The 23,513-nt window shown below is 48.0% G+C and carries 27 protein-coding genes; 7 read left to right on the top strand and 20 right to left on the bottom strand.

Annotated elements, in window-relative coordinates; genetic code table 11:
* Position 1: 1 nt before the first annotated feature.
* From CWI73_RS10270 to flhA, 9 genes are read right to left on the bottom strand one after another with little or no spacing between them, the layout of a single operon-like run.
* Positions 2 to 778 carry a ParA family protein gene (locus CWI73_RS10270; protein ID WP_126752702.1) on the bottom strand — a complete coding sequence of 259 codons (777 nt, stop codon included), beginning with the start codon at positions 776 to 778 and terminating at the stop codon, positions 2 to 4.
* Between the two features lie 12 nt (positions 779 to 790).
* On the bottom strand, positions 791 to 1,957 hold the full coding sequence (locus tag CWI73_RS10265; RefSeq protein ID WP_053952943.1) for a protein-glutamate methylesterase/protein-glutamine glutaminase: 1,167 nt from the start codon (positions 1,955 to 1,957) through the stop codon (positions 791 to 793).
* A gap of 15 nt (positions 1,958 to 1,972) precedes the next feature.
* Entirely contained in the window at positions 1,973 to 4,141 is a 2,169-nt protein-coding gene (locus tag CWI73_RS10260) for a chemotaxis protein CheA (protein ID WP_126752701.1), read from the bottom strand.
* A 13-nt stretch (positions 4,142 to 4,154) separates the two neighbouring features.
* Entirely contained in the window at positions 4,155 to 4,904 is a 750-nt protein-coding gene (locus CWI73_RS10255) for a protein phosphatase CheZ (protein WP_088768640.1), read from the bottom strand.
* A gap of 13 nt (positions 4,905 to 4,917) precedes the next feature.
* Positions 4,918 to 5,301: a chemotaxis response regulator CheY gene (gene cheY, locus CWI73_RS10250; protein ID WP_053953012.1), complete on the bottom strand. Its 384-nt coding sequence runs from the start codon at positions 5,299 to 5,301 to the stop codon at positions 4,918 to 4,920.
* Positions 5,302 to 5,337: 36 nt separating this feature from the next.
* Positions 5,338 to 6,063, bottom strand: a complete 726-nt coding sequence (locus tag CWI73_RS10245; protein ID WP_088768641.1) for an RNA polymerase sigma factor FliA — start codon at positions 6,061 to 6,063, stop codon at positions 5,338 to 5,340.
* Positions 6,056 to 6,928 carry a MinD/ParA family protein gene (locus tag CWI73_RS10240; protein ID WP_058579505.1) on the bottom strand — a complete coding sequence of 291 codons (873 nt, stop codon included), beginning with the start codon at positions 6,926 to 6,928 and terminating at the stop codon, positions 6,056 to 6,058. Before CWI73_RS10240 ends, CWI73_RS10245 begins: the two co-directional genes overlap by 8 nt.
* 56 nt (positions 6,929 to 6,984) lie before the next feature.
* The gene (flhF, locus tag CWI73_RS10235) at positions 6,985 to 8,334 is read right to left on the bottom strand and encodes a flagellar biosynthesis GTPase FlhF (RefSeq protein WP_126752700.1); all 1,350 of its coding nucleotides are present in this window, start codon (positions 8,332 to 8,334) and stop codon (positions 6,985 to 6,987) included.
* 17 nt (positions 8,335 to 8,351) lie between these two features.
* Complete coding sequence (gene flhA, locus CWI73_RS10230; protein ID WP_126752699.1) at positions 8,352 to 10,499, bottom strand: flagellar biosynthesis protein FlhA; 2,148 nt, start codon at positions 10,497 to 10,499, stop codon at positions 8,352 to 8,354.
* A 157-nt stretch (positions 10,500 to 10,656) separates the two neighbouring features.
* Here flhA and CWI73_RS10225 point away from each other — a divergent pair, with 157 nt between their 5' ends.
* From CWI73_RS10225 to CWI73_RS10210, 5 genes are all read left to right on the top strand, one after another.
* Complete coding sequence (locus tag CWI73_RS10225; RefSeq protein WP_157980638.1) at positions 10,657 to 11,073, top strand: prepilin-type N-terminal cleavage/methylation domain-containing protein; 417 nt, start codon at positions 10,657 to 10,659, stop codon at positions 11,071 to 11,073.
* A complete protein-coding gene (locus CWI73_RS10220; protein ID WP_126752697.1) occupies positions 11,067 to 11,591 on the top strand; it encodes a prepilin-type N-terminal cleavage/methylation domain-containing protein in 525 nt (174 codons plus the stop codon). Before CWI73_RS10225 ends, CWI73_RS10220 begins: the two co-directional genes overlap by 7 nt.
* Positions 11,592 to 11,609: 18 nt before the next feature.
* Positions 11,610 to 11,804, top strand: coding sequence for a Type II secretion pathway-like protein (locus tag CWI73_RS12515; RefSeq protein ID WP_157980637.1), 195 nt, complete (start codon positions 11,610 to 11,612; stop codon positions 11,802 to 11,804).
* Positions 11,785 to 12,129 (top strand): PulJ/GspJ family protein, encoded by a 345-nt coding sequence (locus tag CWI73_RS10215; RefSeq protein ID WP_157980636.1) that lies wholly within the window; start codon positions 11,785 to 11,787, stop codon positions 12,127 to 12,129. The genes CWI73_RS12515 and CWI73_RS10215 overlap by 20 nt, the downstream gene beginning before the upstream one ends.
* A gap of 68 nt (positions 12,130 to 12,197) precedes the next feature.
* Entirely contained in the window at positions 12,198 to 12,530 is a 333-nt protein-coding gene (locus CWI73_RS10210; protein ID WP_126752695.1) for a helix-turn-helix domain-containing protein, read from the top strand.
* A gap of 11 nt (positions 12,531 to 12,541) precedes the next feature.
* On the opposite strand, the gene ispH is transcribed toward CWI73_RS10210, so the two are convergent.
* The 8 genes from ispH to CWI73_RS10170 form a co-directional block, all read right to left on the bottom strand.
* The gene (ispH, locus tag CWI73_RS10205; RefSeq protein ID WP_126752694.1) at positions 12,542 to 13,486 is read right to left on the bottom strand and encodes a 4-hydroxy-3-methylbut-2-enyl diphosphate reductase; all 945 of its coding nucleotides are present in this window, start codon (positions 13,484 to 13,486) and stop codon (positions 12,542 to 12,544) included.
* Positions 13,487 to 13,517: 31 nt separating this feature from the next.
* On the bottom strand, positions 13,518 to 13,958 hold the full coding sequence (gene fkpB, locus CWI73_RS10200) for an FKBP-type peptidyl-prolyl cis-trans isomerase (protein ID WP_058579513.1): 441 nt from the start codon (positions 13,956 to 13,958) through the stop codon (positions 13,518 to 13,520).
* 9 nt (positions 13,959 to 13,967) lie between these two features.
* Complete coding sequence (gene lspA, locus CWI73_RS10195; RefSeq protein ID WP_126752693.1) at positions 13,968 to 14,492, bottom strand: signal peptidase II; 525 nt, start codon at positions 14,490 to 14,492, stop codon at positions 13,968 to 13,970.
* Positions 14,485 to 17,319: an isoleucine--tRNA ligase gene (gene ileS / locus CWI73_RS10190; protein WP_126752692.1), complete on the bottom strand. Its 2,835-nt coding sequence runs from the start codon at positions 17,317 to 17,319 to the stop codon at positions 14,485 to 14,487. The genes lspA and ileS overlap by 8 nt, the downstream gene beginning before the upstream one ends.
* A 26-nt stretch (positions 17,320 to 17,345) precedes the next feature.
* Positions 17,346 to 18,284: a bifunctional riboflavin kinase/FAD synthetase gene (gene ribF / locus CWI73_RS10185; RefSeq protein WP_126752691.1), complete on the bottom strand. Its 939-nt coding sequence runs from the start codon at positions 18,282 to 18,284 to the stop codon at positions 17,346 to 17,348.
* A gap of 61 nt (positions 18,285 to 18,345) precedes the next feature.
* A complete protein-coding gene (gene murJ / locus CWI73_RS10180; RefSeq protein WP_126752690.1) occupies positions 18,346 to 19,908 on the bottom strand; it encodes a murein biosynthesis integral membrane protein MurJ in 1,563 nt (520 codons plus the stop codon).
* A 36-nt stretch (positions 19,909 to 19,944) separates the two neighbouring features.
* The gene (locus CWI73_RS10175; protein ID WP_126752689.1) at positions 19,945 to 20,307 is read right to left on the bottom strand and encodes a HepT-like ribonuclease domain-containing protein; all 363 of its coding nucleotides are present in this window, start codon (positions 20,305 to 20,307) and stop codon (positions 19,945 to 19,947) included.
* Entirely contained in the window at positions 20,304 to 20,597 is a 294-nt protein-coding gene (locus CWI73_RS10170; RefSeq protein ID WP_126752688.1) for a nucleotidyltransferase family protein, read from the bottom strand. The genes CWI73_RS10175 and CWI73_RS10170 overlap by 4 nt, the downstream gene beginning before the upstream one ends.
* Positions 20,598 to 20,783: 186 nt before the next feature.
* On the opposite strand from CWI73_RS10170, the gene rpsT reads away from it, so the two are divergent.
* Complete coding sequence (gene rpsT, locus CWI73_RS10165; RefSeq protein WP_053952959.1) at positions 20,784 to 21,044, top strand: 30S ribosomal protein S20; 261 nt, start codon at positions 20,784 to 20,786, stop codon at positions 21,042 to 21,044.
* A 115-nt stretch (positions 21,045 to 21,159) separates the two neighbouring features.
* Here the strand turns inward: rpsT and CWI73_RS10160 are convergent, their stop codons facing one another.
* The 3 genes from CWI73_RS10160 to CWI73_RS10145 all read right to left on the bottom strand — a co-directional run bounded on the left by CWI73_RS10160 (position 21,160) and on the right by CWI73_RS10145 (position 22,666).
* The gene (locus CWI73_RS10160; protein WP_126752687.1) at positions 21,160 to 21,690 is read right to left on the bottom strand and encodes a helix-turn-helix transcriptional regulator; all 531 of its coding nucleotides are present in this window, start codon (positions 21,688 to 21,690) and stop codon (positions 21,160 to 21,162) included.
* 380 nt (positions 21,691 to 22,070) lie between these two features.
* The gene (locus CWI73_RS10150; protein ID WP_126752686.1) at positions 22,071 to 22,415 is read right to left on the bottom strand and encodes a type II toxin-antitoxin system ChpB family toxin; all 345 of its coding nucleotides are present in this window, start codon (positions 22,413 to 22,415) and stop codon (positions 22,071 to 22,073) included.
* Entirely contained in the window at positions 22,412 to 22,666 is a 255-nt protein-coding gene (locus CWI73_RS10145; protein ID WP_126752685.1) for an AbrB/MazE/SpoVT family DNA-binding domain-containing protein, read from the bottom strand. Before CWI73_RS10145 ends, CWI73_RS10150 begins: the two co-directional genes overlap by 4 nt.
* Positions 22,667 to 22,980: 314 nt before the next feature.
* Here CWI73_RS10145 and CWI73_RS10140 point away from each other — a divergent pair.
* Positions 22,981 to 23,513 (top strand): DegT/DnrJ/EryC1/StrS family aminotransferase (locus CWI73_RS10140; protein ID WP_198675184.1); only part of this gene is annotated, 533 nt, incomplete at its 3' end.

Here is a 23,513-nt window from a genome sequence, read left to right as displayed (position 1 = left end):
CTTAGCCTAACTCCAATTGTTGCAAGTGAATCAATAACGACTGATACGCCAGCACACCACGTGACTTAGGCGCATAAAGCGACGGCGGTGTTTGCTCGTTCGACGCATCCCGGAATTTGGTGTCGATAGGTATCATGCCGTTCCACACCGACTTACCATAACGACCAACGAGCTTCTTATACGTCTGCAACGATGCATTGGTTCGTTTATCGTACAAGGTTGGAATAATAGTATATGGCCGTTCTTCGCCACGAGACTTTTGAATGAGCATAAGCGTACGCATCATTCTGTCGAGGCCTTTCAACGCCAAAAACTCAGTTTGAACCGGTATAAGCACGCGGTTGCAACAGGCTAATGCGTTTACCATCAGTACACCCAGTACCGGCGGTACATCGATAAGAACGTAATCGTAGTCCTCTGCAACAGACGCTAACCCTTTTTTTAACACCAGCCCCATACCGCCCTGTGTGCCCAGCTTCCGGTCAAGTGTGGCTAAAGCCATGGTTGCCGGCATAACACTCAAGTTGTCAAACTCGGTGGGCAGTATGCACTCACGCATAAGCTCGCGATTAACGTTTTTACCCGCACTGAATACATCGAAAACACTGTGGGTGAGCTCTTCAGAGTCAAAGCCAAAGTAATACGTCAGTGAGGCATGAGGGTCGGTGTCAATACACAAAACCCGCTTACCCTGCTCGGCCAATAGCCCTGCCAGAGCGACTGTTGTGGTGGTCTTTCCCACGCCGCCTTTCTGGTTAGCTACCGTCCAAACAATCATATAAGCACCCTATTAAACGCCGCTGTAACCGACTTCTTTCATGATTGAGCGCGCCATATTATCCAAACTAATACTTTTCGTTGAAATACCCGCTGAAGCCACCGCTTGGGGCATTCCATAAACCACACAGCTGGCCTGATCCTGAGCCCAAATAGTAGCGCCCTGTTGTTTTAACATACGAGAGCCTTCGCGGCCGTCGGCACCCATGCCGGTTAAAATAACACCCAGAACTTTGCCCATATAAACCTTCGACAAGCTGGCAAAAGTTAAATCGACACTTGGCTTGTATGTGACTCGCCCACTGGTGTCCTCTTTAACCCGCAGCCTGGCACTGCCCGAGCGCCCTTCCACTAATAACTGTTTGCCACCCGGCGCTAAATAAGCCGTTCCGGGAGTTAGCACATCACCGTCTTCGGCTTCTTTCACACGCACTTTACACAAACCATCCAAACGTTGTGAAAAGGCCTTAGTGAAAGCCGCAGGCATGTGCTGCACCATAACAATAGGGTACGGGAAATTGCCCGGTAATTGCGTCAGTATTTTCTGCAAGGCAACGGGACCACCGGTTGAAGTGCCAATCGCCAAAATTTGATACGCCCGATTAATACTCAGAGAACCGGCAGTGTCAGCTAACCGTGATGCGGCTTCACGCTGGCTCTGGCGCTCTTCGTTGCGTTGACGAATACGCTCGAGTGCTGATGTTGGCTCTTTCGGCTTTGCTGGCTCTGTGGTTCTGCTTGAAGGCGGCGGAGTGCGAGTAATTGTTGGCGTTCGCGCTGCAGGCTGATTCGCAATAGCCAGAACTCGATCTTGCAGCGTTTTGACGGCTTCGTCGCGGTTACGGGCAATATCTTCAAATTTCTTAGGTAAGAAATCAGCAGCGCCGGCCTCTAACGCATTTAACGTTGCTGTCGCGCCTTCGTGAGTCAGTGACGAGAACATTAAAATAGGGCAAGGGTTGCTGCCCATGATGGTTTTCACCGCATCAATGCCGTTCATCACCGGCATTTCAATGTCCATAGTAATAACGTCAGGTCTTAAGGCTTTTGCCTGCGCCACAGCTTCTTCGCCGTTATTAGCGGAGCCAATAACTTGTATATTTGAGTGTGCTTCCAGAATCTCGGTAACTCGGCGTCTAAAAAACGCCGAGTCGTCCACTACGAGAACTTTAACTGTCATGAACGGTGTGTCCCGTTATCGTTTAGCGTAATACTTCAGCATGCTTGGTACGTCGACAATCAGCGCAATACCACCATCACTAGTGATAGTTGCCCCCGCCATACCCGGCGTGCCCTGTAACAGTTTATCCAATGGTTTAATGACCACCTCTTCCTGACCAATAAGGGCATCAACGACAAAGCCAACTTGTTGGTTACCTATTTGAACGACCACAACATGACCATTCTCATTTCGGCTTGAGCGGTCTGGGTTTCTCACCAGCCAGTGCTCAAGGAAGAACAGCGGTATCGCGCGCTCACGAACAATAAGCGTTAACTGACCATCGACAGTGTTGGTGCGCTTCATGTCCAGATCAATGATTTCGCTGACAACCGCTAGTGGTAATGCAAAGGTTTGATCTTTTACAGCCACCATTAAGGTCGGCAAAATAGCCAAAGTGAGCGGCACTTTTATCAATAGCTCGGTGCCTTTACCCAGTTCTGACTGAATTTTGACACTACCGTTTAACTGGCTGATTTTAGTTTTTACGACATCCATGCCAACACCTCGGCCGGAGATATCAGACACTTCTTCTTTGGTCGAAAAGCCAGCCGCAAAAATCAGGTTATAGGCATCTTCGTCACTCAAACGCGCCGCTGCATCGGTATCCAAAATACCTTTACTAATGGCTATACCTTTCAGCTTTTCAGCATCCATACCCGCGCCGTCGTCTTTTATCGACAGCATAATGTGGTCGCCTTCCTGAGAGGCTGATAAAGTGACCGTACCTGCCCGTGGTTTACCTTTTGCTTCACGGTCATCTGGCATTTCAATACCATGGTCGACAGAGTTTCGAACCAAGTGAACTAACGGATCGGCCAAAGCTTCGACAAGGTTTTTATCCAAGTCGGTATCTTCTCCGAACATTTCTAAATTAATTTCTTTCTTCAGGCTACGCGCCAAATCACGAACCACCCGTGGGAAGCGGCCAAACACTTTCTTAATTGGCTGCATACGGGTTTTCATGACAGCGCCTTGTAAGTCACCTGTTACCACATCCAGGTTAGAAATGGCTTTACCCATTTCATCGCTATCAGCGTCGTCTGAGTTACTCAGGCTCAGCAAGCGGTTACGCACCAGGACTAGCTCACCAACCATGTTCATTATGTCATCGAGACGCTTGGTATCGACCCGAACAGTGGTTTCTGCTGCTGGTTGCTGCGGTGCTGCAGGTTTCTTGTCAGCCGGCTTATCCGCCGCTTTCGGTTTATCGTCTTTAGCGGCTGGTTTAGCTGTAGGCTTGGCTTTTGGCTCAGGTTTAGGCTCTGGCTTAGCTTCAGCTTTTTTCTCTGACTTAGGTTTATCTTTCGGCTTGTCTTCTTTGCCGTTATCTACACTCTTTGTCGGTGCCTTACCGGAACCGTGCAGCTCATCGAGCAACGACTCAAACTCATCGTCGGTTATTTCGTCACTATCTGCCGGTTTTTCTTGTTTTTTCTCCGCACTTACCGGTGCTTTACCAGAGCCATGCAGCTCATCTAACAACGACTCAAACTCGTCGTCGGTAATTTCATCGCTGTCACTCTGGGTGGAATCAGCAGACGCTTTTGGCTTTTCTGACGCCTGTTCCGATTTACCGGCGCCAGGGCCTTTCCCCTCGCCGTGTAACTCGTCCAACAACGCTTCAAATTCATCGTCCTGAATCTCGTCAATACCGTCGCCGCCTGAGCTTTCAGTCGCTTCCTCTTTGGGTGCTTCTTCCGGCTCCGGCTCAGCTTCTTTAGCCGGCGCTTCAATAGGCGCCTCGTCTTCAGACTCTGGCTGACTGAGTTTATGCAATAGTTCGAGCAAGTCTTTATCTGCCGGTACAGGCTCTTCACGTGCCTGAACCTGGGCAAACTGAGCATTGATAGTGTCTAACGCTTGCAGAATCACGTCCATTAAGTCTGACGTAACCGTGCGCTGACCATTACGCAAAGTATCAAACACGTTTTCAGCACCGTGACAGGTATCCACTAAGGCGGTTAGCGACAGGAAGCCTGCGCCACCTTTCACGGTATGGAAACCACGGAAAATCGCGTTTAATAAATCTTTGTTTTCTGGGTCGTTTTCTAGCTCAACTAACTGCTCAGACAGCTGCTCGAGGATTTCTCCCGCCTCGATCAAAAAGTCCTGCAGTATGTCTTCATCCATATCAAAGCTCATGCGACTGATGCTCCTAGAAACCTAAACTGGACAGTAAGTCGTCCACTTCGTCTTGCCCACCAACAACGTCATCACGTTTATCGGCATCAATAATCGGGCCTTCTGCCTCACTGGCACTTTTCTGCTTTGAAGATTCGGTTTTTTCAGCTTCTCTTCGAGCTTCTTCTTTGCCGAATATTTTTAACAGTTCAATGAGATTCTTCTCGACGTCTTCAACCAGTTGAATAACCCGTCGAATGACCTGCCCAGTAATATCCTGATAATCCTGAGCCATAAGTACTTCGGTCATAAGGCCATGCACTTGCGGCATATTTTCACCACAGCGCTTAAGTACATCATCGACCTGATGGCACAAAGACTTGAATTCATTTATCTCAATATCGTTGCTCATCAAACGATTCCAGACCGGCATGACACTTTCAACGCGCTGGTGCATGTCGTCAGCCATCGGCAAACACGCCTCTACCGCATCCATTGTTCGATTTGCGGCATCTTCTGTTTTTTGAATAACGTACTGTAAACGGTTTTGCGCATCAGGAAGATCATCTTCTGTCATCTGCACAATGCGAGGGTCCAGCTGGAAGTCCTGCAATGCTTCGTGGAGGTCACGCGTCAGCTGACCCACTGAAGTAAACAGTTTGTCGTTGCGACGGTTGTATACGTCTTCCAGAAGTTGATTGGCTTGTTGCTGCTTTCCCTCTTCGAGCAAAGACACAAGTTCTTGAGCCTGCTCGAGGGAAATATCATGGGCTTTATCAGACATGGTAATAGCCCTTTTAGCTAATGCGTTCGAAAATCTTGTCGAGCTTTTCTTTTAACGTCACAGCGGTGAATGGTTTTACGATGTAGCCATTAACACCTGCCTGCGCTGCAGCAATGATTTGTTCGCGTTTAGCTTCCGCCGTTACCATCAGAACCGGCAAGTGGGACAGATTATCGTCCTTACGAATTTCTTTCAGTAGATCGATACCTTGCATGCCCGGCATGTTCCAGTCGGTCACGACAAAGTCAAAATCGCCGTTTTGCAACATAGGCAGAGCCGTGTTGCCGTCATCGGCTTCCTGAATATTCGTAAAACCAAGGTCACGAAGTAAGTTCTTAATGATTCGTCTCATTGTAGAAAAGTCATCCACAACAAGAATTTTCATATTTTTATCCAAAGCACCCTCCACTGAGGCTCTCGATTACCACCAAAATTATTCAACCCAATTCTGCATTCGCGACTTGAGCCGCACCATTGCCTGACTGTGAATTTGACTAACGCGAGACTCACTCACGCTCAGCACTTCACCTATCTCTTTTAAATTCAATTCTTCATCATAATACAATGAAAGCACTAAAGCTTCACGCTCTGGTAACGAAGAAATTGTCGATACCAGGGCTTTATGAAACGCTGCATTTTCGACATCGCGCTGTGGCTCATACGCCGAACCCGTCACTTGCTCCGGTATAATCGCATCTTCAGAAACGCCTAAATCTTCAATACCGATGATTCGCCCTGAACTGACATCACGCAAAATAGCGTGGTACTCATCCAACCCAATGCCCAACTTGCTAGCGACTTCGGTGTCTTTTGCGTCACGACCGGTGTCATTCTCTACCTGCCGTATGGCCTCTAGTACGCGGCGATGATTTCTGTGAACTGAGCGCGGAGCCCAGTCACCACGACGAATTTCATCCAACATAGCGCCACGAATACGTATTCCGGCAAAGGTTTCAAAACTGGCTCCTTTGCTGTTATCAAAATTCCGCGCCGCTTCTAATAAGCCTATCATGCCCGCTTGAATTAAGTCATCGACTTGCACACTCGCAGGCAACCTCGCCATCATGTGATGTGCAATTCGCTTAACCAGCCCCGTATGCTGCTCAATAATAGCGTTACGGTTGTCGGCTGTTGCGGCATAAGCGGCGGCTTTATTCATTGGCAACATCCCGCTTACTCCCGTTATCGGCAGAAGTTATCAATTGCTCAAGGAAAAATTCTAAATGCCCTCCTGCCTGAGCAGGAATTGGCCAGTCCAGAGCTTTCTTCGCTAATGCTTTAAACGCCAGTGACGCTGGCGATTTAGGGTAGGCCAACACCATCGGTTGTTGCTTCCTAACCGCCAAGCGCAGGTTTTCATCGTGAGGAACAATTGCCGCTAACTCAAGCGCTACGTCAAGAAAGCGATCGGTGACCTTAGTCAATTTATTGAACAGTACTTGCCCTTCGCGCATATTGCGCACCATATTGGCAACCACTTTGAACTTGAAGAGTCCCTGCTCGCGACTTAAAACTTTTATCAGTGCGTAAGCATCGGTAATTGAGGTAGGTTCATCGCAGACGACCACAAGGACATCCTGCGAAGCGCGGGCAAAGCTGACGACGGTGTTACCGATACCGGCAGCCGTATCGACAATAAGAGTGTCATAATTTCCCTGCAATTGACTAAACGCGCGGATAAGTCCGGCATGCTCTGACTCGCTTAAGTCAACCATCGAGCGAGTACCCGATGTCGCGGGAACGATTTTTATGCCGCCCGGGCCTTCAATTAAAATATCTTCCAGTTCGCATTGGCCGCTCAGTACATGGGACAAATTGCGTTCGACACGCAAGCCCAGCATGACATCAACATTGGCCAGGCCAAGGTCGGCATCAAGTACCAGTACTCGTTTCCCTTGCTTCGCCATAGCAATGGCCATATTCAGTGACACGTTGGTTTTACCCACGCCACCCTTACCACCTGTGACAGCTATGACTTTTACTTTTGACTGTTTCATTCTTCGCAGACCGCTTGCTTGATCCATCGGGCGTATCTCTTATTTTACTTCTTCGACAACAGCGTCATTTTATAACGGCTCACTCAGCGAGAAAACGGCGCATTCCAGTACGATTTTGGCACGTCTGATACCGAGGAACAAATGCTTTTGTCCATTAATCGCTCGGCTTCAGACACCAGATAATTTGCGTCGGCAACTTTAATGTCTTCAGGCACTTGCTGACCATTGGTCACATAACCAACAGGCAGGCCGTTTTCAATTGCCACACTGATACTTTCTCCTAAACTTAAGCATTCGTCCAGTTTGGTAAAAATACAACCCGACAAAGGTAGTGTTTTGAACTGCTTAACCGCGTCATCTAACACTTGGTTTTGTGAGGTTGCCGACAATACCAGGTAAGGTCGAACTCTCAGGCGTGTGTTCTGAATAAGCTGCCCCAATTGCTCGCTTAAGCGCTTGTCGCGCTGACCCATACCCGCTGTGTCAATTAAAATCAGGCTCTTATCGCGCAGCGACAACAAAGAGTCAGCTAATTCTTTCGCATCTTTTGCTACTTTCACCGGACAGCCAATAATACGTCCGTAAGTCTGTAATTGTTCACTGGCACCAATTCTGAAAGTGTCAGTAGTAATCAATGCGACTTTATCCGCGCCGTGACGCTGTGCATAACGCGCCGCCAACTTAGCAATAGTGGTGGTTTTACCCACGCCGGTAGGACCGACAAGAGCAACAGCCCCGCCGCGTGTCAAAATATCGTCGTTGGTGGTATTCAGCTGACCTTCCAACAAATGCATGGTTTGCTCCCAGGCATCTTCGTCTGAGCTGCTTTCAGGAATAAAGCAGGCAATTTGGTCAGCAATACGTTCGCTAAGGCCCATTGTCATGAGTCGCTGCATTAACATGGCACGCACAGGCTCTTCGCGCTCCATTTCCTGCTTCATGAGGCCGCTTAACTGGTGCTCTAACAGCTGACGAATACCGTTAACCTGTGAGCGCAGTTCCGCTATCGCTTCCGAGTCGTTACTGTCAGGTGTGTTCATTTGCTCAGGGAAAATATCTGCTTGTGGTTGCTTCGGTTGAGCTGACGCAGCTTGGTGCGCCATTTGTTGATAACCGCTATGGTCTTCTTGAGTCGCTGCTAGCGGTTCAGGTTGCTGAGGCGCAGACGCAGACGTCGCATTTTGGCGCTGTAACAACTCAGCCAAAGACTGAGCCGGCACTTCCGATTCCTGCTGTGTCTTCGGCGCCTGAGTATTTGCGGACGTTTCTGGAGCCGCTTCCGGCGCACGCGCGTCAGGGTCAACAGCCGCCACTAGCTCAATTCCACCGTTAACCTTTTTGTTTGAAAGAATGATTGCATCAGCACCTAAGGTTTCTTTAACCTGCTGTAAGCCCCGACGCATATCTTCTGCAAAAAAGCGTTTAATTTTCACAAGCGACTCCCGTTGTCTTAGGTAGCGGTTTGTTCACCACTGTTTTGTTGTCCACCAATTGAGCTGACAATGCGAATTTGTTTGTCATCCGGGATTTCCTGATACGACAACACACGCATACCGTCGGTAGCGTGGCGCGCAAATCGCGCCATAGTTGAGCGTAGTAGCCCGGATGTCAGCAACACTGACGGTTCCCCGTTCATTTCCTGCTGCTGATGCGTTTCGCGTAACGACTGTTGCAAGCGTTCGGCTAAACCTGGTTCAATACCTGCGCCTTGCTGATTTCCGTCGTTACCAGCCATCTGTAGTGACTGATGCAACATCTGTTCCAACTCTGGCGCCAAAGTTATGACAGGCAGTTCTGTTTCACCTTCAGAGATATCCTGAACAATCAGTCGGCGCAGAGAAATTCGCACGGCGGCCGTTAATACGTCAGGGTCCTGACTGCGTCCGGCATACTCAACCAGCGTTTGCACAATGGTGCGCATATCGCGAATGGCAATGCCCTCATCCAGTAAGTTCTGTAACACTTTCACGAAGTTGCCCAGGGACAATAAGTCAGGAATAAGTCCTTCTACCAACTTAGGATGCGTACGGCCAAGGCGATCAAGCAGCTCTTGAGCTTCTTCATGACCCAGCAATTGAGACGCATGGTTAGTAACAATTTGACTTAAGTGAGTGGCCACTACCGTCGCAGCATCCACTACGGTGTAACCCAGAGTTTGGGCGTGCTCTTTTTGCTCTGGACGGATCCATACTGCGTCCAGACCGAAAGCAGGGTCAGTGGTTTTTTCGCCTTCAAGTTCTCCGAAGACCTGACCCGGGTTAATAGCAAGCTCCCAATCGTGGCGAATTTCCGCTTCGCCCATGGTCACGCCCATTAATGTAATACGGTAGCTGTTAGGTCCTAAGTCGAGGTTATCCCGAATATGCACCGCGGGCACCAGGAAGCCGAATTCCTGCGACTGCTTCTTACGCACACCTTTAATACGGGAGAGAAGCTCACCGCCTTGTTGCTTGTCTACCAGCGGAATAAGGCGGTAGCCAACTTCCAGGCCAATAGTGTCGACATGGCGAACGTCGTCCCAGGACAGTTCTTTTTGCTGTGCCTGCTGAACTTGCTGCTCTTGTTCTTTTTCAACCAGCTCGCCTTGCTCGGTCTTGTTCTTCTTAAGTTTGAAGTATGCAGCGCCCGCAAGAACCGCCGACATGCTTAGAAACGCTAAATGCGGCATGCCCGGAATAACACCCATAGCGAACAATACTGAACTGGAAATAACCAATACTTTCGGGTTGTCGAGCAACTGCAGAACGACTGCGTCACCCATGTCTTTGCTGTCATTTTCGCGGGTAATAATAATTGCAGTCGCAACAGACAGTAACAGCGCTGGAATTTGGGCGACCAAGCCGTCACCAATGGTCAGTAGCGTGTAGACTTCTACCGCTTCACCGAAGGTCAGTCCGTACTGGATCATACCAATGAGCAGGCCACCAACAATGTTGATAAGCAGGATAAGAATACCGGCGATAGCGTCGCCTTTAACGAACTTACTGGCGCCATCCATCGAACCGTAGAAATCGGCTTCTCGTGTGACGTCACTACGGCGTTGTTTAGCTTCTTCCTGGTTAATGAGACCTGCGTTCAAGTCAGCATCAATGGCCATTTGTTTACCTGGCATGGCGTCCAACGTAAAGCGAGCGGTTACTTCGGAAATACGCCCCGCACCTTTAGTAATAACCACGAAGTTAATAATAACGAGAATGGCGAAGACCACTAAACCAACGGTGTAGTTACCGCCGATGACAACACTACCAAAGGCTTCAATGACGCTACCTGCTGCGCCCGGCCCATTGTGGCCCTCGAGTAAAACGATACGTGTCGATGCCACGTTTAAGCTAAGCCGCAGTACTGTGGCGATAAGCAGAACTGTCGGAAAGGCAGCGAAATCCAGTGGTCGTTGGGTATAAACCGCAACCAGCATAACCACTAGCGATAGTGTAATAGAGAACGAAAACAGAATATCCAGCACCATTGCCGGAATAGGCAGCACCACCATCGCCAAAATGGCCATAATGGCTAAAGGCGTACCAAAGCCTTTAATTAAATGGGCATTGTTTTGCGTGAAATTTCTTAAACTTACTAACTTTTCGGCACCGCTCGCCATACGTCTTCCTGTTGCGTCAAAAAGTTGAACCTGCGGTGTTTCATTCAAGAATCGAGCCAGCTTTTTAAATACTTGCTGACAATACGATGCGAGCTAGCTTACAGACATTTTTGGGTCTGCGGATAAACTATCAGCACTTTGAATAACAGGGGGCTCTGTGCGCGGTTACTCCTTAATTGAATTACTTATTGCACTGGCTATTACGGCTGGGTTAGGCGCCGTATCGATGCCTTTGTTCAAGCAGCAGACTGAGAGTTTATTGCTGCAGCAGGCAAGTTCTCGGTGGCTGTCGTATGTGCACCAAGTCAAAGCAAAGGCACGAAGAACAGAGACCAATACGACTGCGGAGTTTGTGCCGCTCGGAGGGCGTGCAAATGTGTTTGGGACGGCTACTGAATCTACCTATAGCTCGACAAGCCCGTTGATATTTTACGGCGACTCTGGCGGTGCTGCGCCCGGGCATATTCGAATCATGAACGAAAATAATACCGTTAAAGTCATTATTAGTAGCAAAGGACGTGTTCGCTCCTGCGTCAGTCACGGTCCGTCTTTGCCTGGTTTGCCCTTATGCTAGACAGAAATATCGCTCAAAAAAGTCATGGGTACAGCCTGGTTGAAGTACTTATTGCTGCGTCGCTGGGAGCCATTATTGTCATGACCGCACAACAGTTATTGCAATGGCAGAAAGGCGCTCAACATAGCTCGGTATCAAAGGCTCGGTTTATGTTGAGCGGGCAAGCTGTCGCAGAGACGTTTTTAAGCAGTTTAAGCAACGTGATGGTCGCAGACGTACAAAGCCCGGAGCGTGGTTGCTATGTCTTTCCGACACAAAACGGGGGCTCTGTCGGTTTTCGGGTTCGAAGTTATCAATTGCAGCATAACCCGATGACGCTGGACTGTACGGGTTATGGTTGGCAGTCGTTAACCGATAGCGCGCAATTTAACGTTCGGGAATTACGGGTTGAAGCTGACGCCTCCTTAAATTCTGGAAACAGCTCAAAGCTGTTTATTACATTATTGGTTTCTCGGGACACACCCCAAGGCGCTCAGGAACAACAATTTAATCGGACAATTACCGTTTTCCCTCAGTAACAGAAATGGATGTTCATTATGAAAGCGAAAGGATTCGCGTTGATACTGACGTTAGTCACACTCATAAGCCTTAGCTCCACGAGCTTGGCTGCCCTGTTGTTTTATGCACAAATGCTGGAAGCTCAACAAGCGCATCAGTGGCAAGTGCTTTCTGAACAACTTGCGGCTGACTTTAACCAACAAAAAGTGCTTTATGAGTCATCACAGCAGTAAAGGCTTTTCGCTGGTTGAAACATTAGTGGCTTCCGCACTTGTGGCTATGTGGGCTGTAAGCAGCCAACAACTGCTTCAGATAGGATTAACTGCTATTGAGAGAGCTGAACGCAAAGCACAGGCTGTGGAAGCTTTGAATAGCTATATACAAGATGCCCATATTGCTTGGAGAAGTGGGTCTCCCCCACCTGCCCAAACTACTGAGAACGGGTTCACCATTATCTCCAATGTGAATTCATTAGACGAGGACAATGCCATGGTCGACATCAAGATAAGTCGAGGAGAAAGGCGTTTGTACTCATTGGAAATTTGGTTATCTCGATAAATTAGCAATAACTTATTTATAATATATAATAAATAAAACGGAATAGACAAAAAGAACCGCAAAGAGAGATGAACGCACCTACTGACGTACAAATTATTGAGAAAAATGGGCAACCCGAATATGCCGTTATTCCCTACGAAGATTATATCGCCTTGCTCCACTCTCAAAACAGCAATGAATTTATTCCTCACGAGGTAGTAGAGCTCAGCCTATCAACAGGCGGCAATATGGTCGCAGCCTGGAGAAAGTTTAAGAAAATCAGTCAGACAGAGTTAGCAGGTAAGCTTGGTATTTCACAATCAGCCGTCGCGCAGATGGAGCGTCCAGGGTATAACCCAAGAAGCGATACGTTAAAACGCATCGCTATTGCGTTGGATATTAGTCCGGAACAGTTATTTTAACAGCCCTAAAACTAAGCTGCTGGGTGAGGTCTTAACTCTGGAGGAATAGAGAAAGTAATGTTTTCTTCGCGGCCACTGAGTTCTACAGCCGTTTTTCCACCCCAGGACTTCAACTTGGCAATGACTTCCTGCACCAATACTTCAGGTGCCGATGCGCCGGCTGTAACAGCGACTTTTTCCTTGCCTTCAAGCCATGACTTATCAATACAGCCAGCATCATCAATTAAATAAGCCGGTGTGCCCATCTTTTCTGAGAGCTCACGCAAACGGTTTGAGTTCGAGCTATTGCGCGCTCCTACAACCAACATTATATCCGCGTCACTGGCCAATTCACGCACTGCGTCCTGACGGTTTTGGGTGGCATAGCAAATATCGTCTTTTCGTGGGCCGTTAATCTTTGGGAATTTCTGGCGCAGGGCTTCAATAACGTCGGCAGTGTCATCAACCGACAACGTTGTTTGGCTCATGTAATGAAGATTTTTCGGGTCTTTGACTTCCAGGTTTTCAACGTCTTCCGGCGACTCAACCAGATAAATGCCGCCCTCTTCGTTTTTATACTGGCCCATTGTGCCTTCAACTTCCGGGTGGCCGGCATGACCAATGAGCACACACTCGTGGCCTTTTCGGCTGGCACGGGTGACTTCCATATGTACCTTAGTCACTAGCGGACAAGTGGCATCAAACACCTTCAAACCGCGATCTTTTGCTTCCTGACGTACCGCCTGAGATACGCCGTGAGCACTAAAAATCACGATATGATCGTCTGGCACTTCATGCAGCTCTTCAACAAAAATAGCGCCTGCATCACGCAATTTATTGACGACATATTTGTTGTGAACCACTTCATGACGCACATAAATTGGCGGCTCAAAAATTTCTAGTGCACGCTCAACAATGGTTATGGCTCTATCAACACCTGCACAAAAGCCACGTGGGTTCGCCAACAAAATCTGCATAGTTCCTCCTGCGTTCAACCGACTCAGTCAGTTACGGCTCAACGCTGATAATTTCTACTTCAAAAATCACCGTCTGTCCTGCCAGTGGGTGATTAAAATCGATAGTCACCGTTGGACCTTCAATTTTTCGAACAATTCCCGGTAAATCCGTTCCATCCGGCTGAGTAAAGGCTAAAATAGCGCCAACCTCAGGCTTAGTATCGTCACTAAACTTAGCCGAATCAACGTAGTAATAGTTGTCCGGGTTAGGCTCTCCAAAAGCGTCCTTAGGCTCCAACGTGAATTCACGCTCAGCGCCTTCACGAAGCCCTACTAAACAGGCTTCAAAATTTTCCGTTAAGCTGCCATCGCCCATGCGAAACTTAGCTGGTTTACCGGACATTTTCGTACTGTCTGCAACCGAACCGTCGGTCAGCTTAATGGTAAAGTGCATGACCACTTCGCGGCCATGTTCAATTGGTAAACGACTCAAAACGTACCCCTACGACTTGTCGCCGTCGTCTAACTTGTCACGACGGTTATCAAAAAAGGCTTCCAGCAACATCAAAGCGGCGCCTATTGTTATTGCCATATCAGCAACGTTAAACGCGGGCCAGTGCCAACCTTGATAATGCACATCGAAAAAGTCGATGACGTAACCGTACATCAAGCGATCGGCAACATTGCCTATTGCGCCGGCTAAAATCAGTGCAAAAGCCAGGTTCTGACGCCATAAACCCACTGGATTACGGCGCATCCAAATAAGCAGCACCACACTAATGGCAATCGCGATAGCCGTAAACAGCCAACGCTGCCAGCCACCACTGTCACTTAAGAAACTAAACGCAGCACCATAGTTATGAACATAGGTGAAGTTAAATAAACCTTCTATCACAACACGGCTTTCATAAAGCTCAAATTCACCGGCCACCCAAATTTTGGTGACCTGGTCAATCACGAACAGTAACAGCGTCAGCCACAAAAAGCGTAAGCCAGTGGCTCTTTTTGAATGTGCGAAATCAGGCAAAACGACGCTCCTCACCTTCACCATCAATATTAGTTACACAGCGCTGGCACAAGTCATCGTGCGCTGACAAAGTGCCGACTTCTTCACGATGATGCCAGCAGCGCTCACATTTCTTATACGCACTTTGCTTCACTTCCACCGCCAACGCCAATTTCTCCGCTTTAACCGCATTAGCTGGAGCATTGTCCAATGCGTCAACACGAGCTTCAGACGTTAGCAACGCAAAACGAAGCTCTTCACCTAAACGGTTTAGAGAGGTCGCCAGCTTATCATCAGCATATAAGGTTACTTCTGCCTGCAAAGAGCCGCCAATAACATCGTCACGGCGAGATTGCTCCAGCGCCTGGTTAACGGTGTCACGTACGTCCAGCAGCTGCATCCAGAAGGCGTTTTCAGCGTCACTCACACCGGCAAACTCACTAAAGCCTTCATACCAGCTTTCAGTAAATACATACTCGCCACGCTCGCCCGGTAACAGCCCCCAAATTTCCTGAGCCGTAAAACTACAAATTGGCGCCATCCAGCGAACTAAGGCTTCGGCAATATGATGCAATGCTGTTTGACAAGAGCGACGTGCCAAACCATCGGACTTAGCCGTGTACTGGCGGTCTTTAATGATATCCAGATAGAAACTGCCCAGTTCAATCGAGCAGAAGTGCATTAATTTTTGCACCACGCTGTGGAACTGATAATTGTCATACGCTTCCAGTAACTGCTTCTGTAAATCTGCGGCACGACCGACAATCCAGCGATCCAGCTCGACCATATCGTTCATCGCAACGGTATCTTTTTTCGGGTCGAAACCACTTAAATTCGCTAACAAGAAGCGTGACGTATTACGAATACGGCGGTACGCATCGGCAGAGCGCTTCAGAATTTCATCGGATACCGTCATTTCGCCTGAATAATCGGCCGAAGCAACCCACAAGCGCAGAATATCGCCACCCAGCTGATTCATAACGTCTTGCGGCGTAACCACGTTACCCACTGACTTCGACATCTTGCGACCTTGCGCGTCAACAGTAAAGCCGTGTGTCAGAACCTGGTGATATGGCGCTTCGTCATACATAGCGACGCCTGTGACCAATGAGCTCTGGAACCAGCCACGGTGCTGATCCGAGCCTTCCAGGTACAAATCTGCTGGCCAACGTAAACCATCAAATTCGCGTAACACGCAGTGGTGCGTCACACCTGAGTCGAACCAAACGTCCAGCGTGTCGGTGACTTTACGGTATTTGTTCGCTTCATCGCCCAACAACGTCTCCGGCTCTAAATCGAACCACGCCTGCACGCCCTCTTTCTCAATCAGCTGTGCGACTTTTTCCATTAGCTCCAACGTGTTCGGGTGCAGCTCATCGGTTTCGCGGTTAACAAAAACCGCAATAGGGTTGCCCCAAGTTCGCTGACGCGAAATACACCAGTCCGGACGTCCTTCAACCATCGATTCAATACGGCTTTGCCCCCACTCAGGGAACCAACCCACTTTTTTAATTTGATCTAATGCGCCGGCACGCAAACCTTTTTTGTCCATGCTAATGAACCACTGTGGTGTTGCACGGAAAATAATCGGCGTTTTATGGCGCCAGCAATGCGGGTACGAGTGGTTGTAACTTTCCGCATGCATCAGATTGCCAACTTCGCGCAGCTTATCCACGATAGGTTCGTTCGCTTTGAAGACATGCTGACCGGCAAATAGCGGCGTATCGTCTTTATACACGCCGTTGTCACCCACTGGATTGTAGACTTCCAGTCCGTATTTCTGACCGACCAAAAAGTCGTCAACACCATGGCCCGGTGCCGTGTGGACACAGCCTGTACCGCTTTCAGTCGTAACGTGGTCGCCCAAAATAATCGGCACCTGTAAGTCAAACAACGGATGCTGAAGCTGCAGGCCTTCTAAGTCTTTGCCTTTGCAGAAGCCAAGCTTATGGTAATGCGCAATATTCCAGCGCTCCATGCAATCTGTTACCAAATCATCCGCCAGAATGACCCGCTCTGCCGGTTGTTCACCGTCGGCTTCAATTTGTACTAGCGTGTATTCGAGGCCTTCGGCCAAAGTTACCGCACGGTTTGCCGGAATGGTCCACGGAGTGGTGGTCCAGATAACCATGCTGACATCGCCTTCACCCACATGCCCTTCTGGCGTGCTAAAGCGTTCAACGGTTTCGGCTGTCGCCGCAACAGGCATACGGACATCAATGGCTGGCGAGTTTTTGTCTTTATACTCAACTTCCGCTTCGGCCAGAGCCGAGCCACAGTCAGTACACCAATGCACCGGCTTGAAACCTTGGTGCAAGTGGCCTTTATCAATAATTTTTGCTAATGCCCGAACGCTGTCCGCTTCCTGCTTGAAGTTCATAGTCAGGTACGGGTTGTCCCAGTCACCTAACACCCCGAGGCGTTTAAAGTCAGTGCGTTGCTGATCAATTTGGGTTTGCGCGTACTCACGGCATTTCTCACGAAACTGAGCTAAGTCGAGCTTTTTACCCGGTTTACCGTGCTTTTTTTCTACCTGTAGCTCAATGGGCAGTCCGTGGCAGTCCCAACCGGGCACATACGGCGCATCAAAGTCGCTTAATGTTTTCGCTTTAACAATAACGTCTTTCAGAATTTTATTTACGGCGTGACCAATGTGAATCTGCCCATTTGCGTAAGGAGGGCCGTCGTGCAGAATAAATTTCGGCTTGCCGTTTTTGGCCTCACGAATTTGACCGTAGAGGTCATCTTCATACCATTGCTCCAGCATTTTCGGCTCGCGCTGAGCCAAGTTGCCGCGCATTGGGAACGCTGTTTCTGGCAAGTTTAAGGTGTGTTTGTAATCACTCATTAGTCACTGTTTCCATTTCCGCATAGTTACTGACTCCGGCACGCTAAAGCATCGCGTGCGCGAGCGGCATCTTTTTCAATTTGTTCTTGTAAGTGCTGTAACGACGCAAAGCGTTGCTCATTACGCAGTTTAGCCACCGGAGTGACTGTTAAATTCTGACCGTACAGATTGCCTGAAAACTCAAACAAATGCACCTCTAGCTGCACTTCGTCGCCATTTAATGTGGGTCGAGTGCCCAAATTGGCCACCCCCGAATAGGCCTCTCCGCTTTGCTGATGTGCCGCCGTTACGGCAAACACCCCATGCAACGGGCTTTTAAGACGCTTTAATGGCACATTGACGGTAGGGAAGCCAATCGTCCGGCCGTTCTTGCGACCATGAACCACTTTTCCCATCATTTGGTACGGTCGGCCCAGCATTTGTTCGGCAAGCTCAAAGTCACCTTCATCCAAAGCTTGGCGAATGGCGGTGCTGCTGACACGCTGTTGTTGTTGACGATAACTGCGCGTGTCGACCACTTCAAAGCCCAGCTTGTCACCTTCTTTTTTCAGGAGCTCAAAGTCGCCCTCTCGCTTATAGCCAAAACGAAAGTCGTCTCCCACTACCAGGAATTTTACGCCTAGCTTGTTAACTAGCGTTTGCTCAATGAATTCCTGAGCCGGCTGGCTGGCGAATTTCTTATTAAACTCAATAACGATATGACGGTCGATATTCTGCACTTTTAACGCCGTATACTTCTCGCGCCAATTGGTCAGGCGTGCCGGTGCTTGTTCTGGTTGGAACAACTCCTGCGGCTGCGGTTCAAAGGTCATAACTGCTGACGGAACACCAAGCTGCTTCGCTTTCTCACGCACCTGAGCCAATACCGCCTGATGGCCCAAATGCACACCATCGAAGTTACCAATGGTCAGCACGCAGCCATTATGCTCGTCTCGTAAATTGTGAGTACCGCGAATCAGTTCCATACCCGAACAGTCTTAAGGTCGTTTGAGAAAGTCGCGATTATAACCGATAACCGCGTGATAATCAGTACTCGCGAGCACGGAAATGTCGCGGTCGCATACCCGTGACAAGCAAGGTCACTAAATAGGCTGCCACACCGGCACCGATCATTTGTGCCAGTATCCACGGCCGCTCCACTAAACTACTTTGCTGCCATGCTGTTTCGTCTGGGTTTAGCCATAGAATGACGCCTATCATGACTGCCGTTGCCAAAATCACCTGAACGATGAAGCGCCACGTGCCTGACTGTGCTTTTAAAACCCCTTCTTTATATAAGGTAAAGCCCAACAGGCCTGCGTTAATAGCCGCGGACGCCGTCGTTGCCATTGCCAAGCCTACATAACTAAAGGGAATGGCCAGCGCGACGTTAAACACCATATTCGAAACCATGGCAATAATGCCAAATTTGACCGGGCGTTTGGTGTCCTGCCGCGAGTAAAAGCCCGTTGCCAGTACTTTTACCAACATAAAGCTGACTAAACCTGTCGCATAAGCCATTAAGCTATACGACGCCATGCGCGCGTCTTCCGGGCTAAAGGCGCCGTGCATAAAGAGCACCATTAACATAGGTTCGGCAAGTACAAATAACCCCGCCATAGCCGGTACGCCCAAAAGCAGCACCATACGCACGCCCCAGTCCAAAGTGGCGCTGAAGTTTTGTGTGGACTTATCAACATGGCGCGAAGAAAGCGCAGGCAGTATGACCGTTGCTATGGCGATACCGAAAAGCCCCAGTGGAAATTCCAAAAGCCGGTCTGAGTAATACAGCCAACTGATAGAGCCGGTCATTAAGAAGCTGGCTATGAGCGTATCGAGTAACAGATTAATTTGGCTCACCGAAACCCCAAAAATAGCCGGCAGCATGAGTTTGCGAATTTTCGTGACGCCTGGATCTTTCCAGCCCCACTTAGGCTTCACCAACAAGCCCGCCTTTTTAAGGAACGGAATTTGGAACAACAGCTGGATTAAACCACCGAAGAATACACCCCACGCCAAACCGTACTCGGGTTGCTCCATGTTAGGTGCTAGCCAGATAGCGGCAGAGATAATCGCGATGTTTAAAAACACTGGGGTAAATGCCGCGACCGCGAATTTCCCAAGCGTGTTGAGAATGGCGCCCGCCATGGCGGTAAAAGTGATGAACCATAAATACGGGAAGGTAATGCGAAGCAAGTCACTGGCCAGCACAAACTTATGACCCTGCGGCCCGTCGTGCCACCAGTCCAGGAACCAGCCCATACCAAACAGCGCCGTGACAATGGGCGAAGCTATAACGCCGAATAACGTGACCACGGTAATAATAGTGCCCAGCGTACCCGACACCCTCGCTATTAAGAGTTGTTGCTCTGGCAGCTCTTTGCCCTGCTTGTATTCTGTAAGTACCGGCACAAACGCCTGAGCAAATGCGCCTTCGGCAAATAGACGCCGGAGGAAATTAGGGATTTTATTAGCGAAAAAGAATACGTCCGCTGCCGCACCCGCCCCCATTAGGTTGGCAATGACTACATCGCGCACTAAGCCCAAAACCCGCGAAATAAGGGTCATGAAGCTTACGATGAAACCGGATTTAAGTAACGACTTAGACACAGGTAGTCCTTTAATTCCCTAAACGTGCTGTAATTATTATTTTGCGATTTTTTCTAGTGCTTCTTTCACTTGTTCATGCATTGTTGGAAGCTCACGTTCTATGGTACGCCATACCAATTCGTAATCAATTTTAAAGTAGCCATGAGCAATCGCGTTTCGCATTTGGTATGCAGAGGTTAAGGGGATATCAGGAAACTTAGAGACAGTAATCGGACAATTTTTTAATAAGTTATTGGACGCTTCACCTACAACTTCCAAGTTGCGTATAACGGCGTCTTGAACCAATTCATCACTTAGAAAGGTATTTTCATCTAGCTCAGAAGTGTATGACTCTATGCGCTCTATCGCGTCACGAATATGATTTAAGTAATCTACAGCCCTGCTTTCTTTGCTGGTCATATCAAACGAGCTTCCTGCTCAACTTTTTCTTTAAAATGCATAGGCAAGCTATTAGGGGTCAGCACATCCACTTCAACGCCCAGTAGCTCATTCAACTCAAACTTGATAGCTCCAATATCAAACATTGTTGTTTCTGGCGTTGTCTCAATAAGTAAGTCTAGATCGCTATCTGCAGAGTCATCTTGTCGCACAGCAGAGCCGAACACCTTCACGTTTTTCGCATGGTGCTTTTCAGCAATTTGCTGAATTTCCTGACGATGCTTTTTCAAAAGCGATGATAAACGAGACATATTTCCTCCAACAGTGTTACCCGAAATATAACCTATCAACATTGTTTTCGCCATGCGAAATAGCAAAACCTAAAGGTCAATTATCTCTTATTTTTATCGCTCCAGCTGTTGACTTTTGCGGCAAAAACGGCATAATCGCCAACCTTTATAAGAGAAGCGTTCTGTTAATGAATTTAGGAGTTCACCTTGGCTAACATTAAGTCTGCTAAAAAGCGTGCGATTCAGGCCGAGAAAAATCGCCGCCACAATGCAAGCCGTCGTTCAATGATGCGTACTTACCTTAAACGTGTAAACGCAGCAATTGAAAGCAAAGATAAAGAAGCAGCAAACGCTGCAATGAAAGACGTAACCCCAATGCTGGATCGTTACGCGACTAAAGGTCTTATCAGCAAAAACAAAGCGGCACGTCATAAGAGCCGTTTAAACGCTAAGATCCAAGCACTTTAATCAGCATTCGTTGTTAACGGCGTTCCGCGAGATCGCCATTAACACTGAAAAAACCGACCCACGGTAACGTGTTGGTCGGTTTTTTTATTACTATCGCTAACTTAAATTAACTCAGCTAAGTATTCAATTCACTGAGCAACACATCCACATTTCTCTTAACGCTCGGTTCTCTCAACTGTAAAGCCAGGTTTAAATCGTTAACGAGCTCTGCGTTTTTCGCCAAGTTCTGTGGCAACTTATCGTAATTCGCTAGCCACTCTGCTATCTCGCTCCATTGCCATAATGGCTGCCGACCTGAAAGACGATATAACGGGGAGGGAAAATCACCTTTGCCGCGTTTACCCTCCTTCAATAATGAAATTGATTGCTTTGTTAACCCGCTTCGTTCAGCAATATCACTGACCCCGACATAACCGCCGGCATCCACCGCTTTGACTCGACAGCCTACTAGTGACTCTATTTGTTGAATAGCAGACAAGACGGCTTGCTTAAAACTTTCTGATTCGCGGTCAAAAACCAAGTAAACAGTTCGTCCATAGAAGCAAACCAAAGCATCGTCGCAACCCGCTTCGTACAGTTGATCTTCGAGTTTCGGCGTTTCACTATTGACGCCATCCAGCACCAACGAAAAACTATAAACAGTCATATTGACTCCTCACAAACCATAACTTGCTTTACTATCCTTTGTGCGTGGGTTTTTGGATTTTTTGGCGTCGACCAAACACTTAATTGGTGCTGTCTGTGTCCTTTGGAGCATTTTAAGCGTCCAAATGCGTGACCTCGGCTCGGGATAAAACGCCAGCCATAAACTAACGCAAAGTCGATAGCCGCCTGAATTTCCTTATTCGGGTGCCGTCTGATAGAAAACTCAATTGTAGTTGAATGTTAACTTCTGTCAACACTATTGAGAATGGATTAAAGTCTAGTCAAATTTACGTGATGTAAGAGGAAATTGAGAGATAGCCTACAAACGGCTATTTAGTATGCCTTCACGTTTTTTTTGTTACCATTAACAAACGTTAGCAGCTACCCCTCAAGAATAGCCTCTACCTTAGCCTTTACTTCTGCAATAACACTATTGGGCACCTGTTCTACTTTTTCTGAACGCCGAACGTTCAAGTCCATCGCACGAATAGCATTGGTCAAAATAACGCCCTGTGTAACAGTTCCAGCGCCCATCAAAGTAACAGCAAAGCCTTGGTAACGAGCGATATTATTGCCTTGAGTGATAGGTAGCAGCCAGTGCAAACCTAGCTGGTTAAAAGTCCTCGTTGAAATGACCAGACAAGGTCTAAAATCCCCTTGCTGTTCGCGTCCTCTGGTCGGGTTTAGGTCGACTCGTACGATATCACCGCGGTCAAAAACCTTCATAGCAATTCGTTACCAACGGCATTAGCCTGTTCCCAATTTGTCAAATCATCGGGCACTGCCGCCTGTGGGTCACATTGTTGCAGCAGCTCATCCAACTGGTATTTGGGCGCACGTTTTGGTTCAAGGACTAAGCGACCGTTTTCGGTATGGGCATCCACTGAGGTACCAATATCAAGTCCTAACTCCTTTAACAACGGAGCCGGAATAACCGCGCCTTTTGAATTGCCAATTTTTCGGATTTGTATTTCCATGCAAAGCCTCGCCTTCAAGCGTAATAACATTGTTATTACTATAGCAAAGATTTTAATCTATTCCATTAGATAGTTTTGTAGGACAATACAGTTGAAAAACACCGGTCTGGTCGCGGGTTTGCTCCAAAAAGACCGATCCACGGTAACGTGATGGTCGGTTTTTTTGTTTTTAACTGTTTGATAGTGTTGCCAACTGGGCAACTAGGCTGACATAGTGGCAACATGATATTATAAAAGAATAGCCATATTTCCAATCGTAGGCAGTAACTTCAAAACAATTGGAAGTTTTGGGGAATATTAAAAGAGCTTAACTTATGATCCCAGTAACAAAACCTCATCTTCCGGACAAGGCCAAGTTATATTCCTACATTGATGAGATATATCAAACCGAACGTCTTACAAATAACGGCCCGTTACACGATAAGCTTAAAGCGAGGCTCGAGAGCTATCTGGGAGTCGAAAATCTTCTACTTGTTGCAAACGGAACGCTAGCCCTACAAATCGCTTTCAAAGCTCTAAACATAAAATCAGATTTAAGGGTTAAATCAGAAGTGATAACCAGTCCCTTTAGCTTTGTAGCTACAGCTAGTTCCATGGTTTGGGAGGGTCTGAAGCCTGTATTTTGTGACGTTGACAAACAAACCTGGTGCCTCGATTCACAGCTAATCGAGTCTCACATAACTGAACACACCAAAGCTATTGTTCCAGTGAATATTTATGGTAACGCATGTAATCACGAGGAAATTCAAAAAGTTGCTTCTAATAATGGACTCAAGGTTATTTACGATGCATCCCATGCTTTTGGCGTGAAGTTTGAAGGAAAAAGTGAATCGCCACTGATTTGCTA

The organism is Idiomarina piscisalsi, assembly GCF_003987095.1.
Taxonomy (GTDB): domain Bacteria; phylum Pseudomonadota; class Gammaproteobacteria; order Enterobacterales; family Alteromonadaceae; genus Idiomarina; species Idiomarina piscisalsi.
Note: the sequence above shows the minus strand (reverse complement) of the source record. Positions and strands in the feature narration are given on the sequence as shown.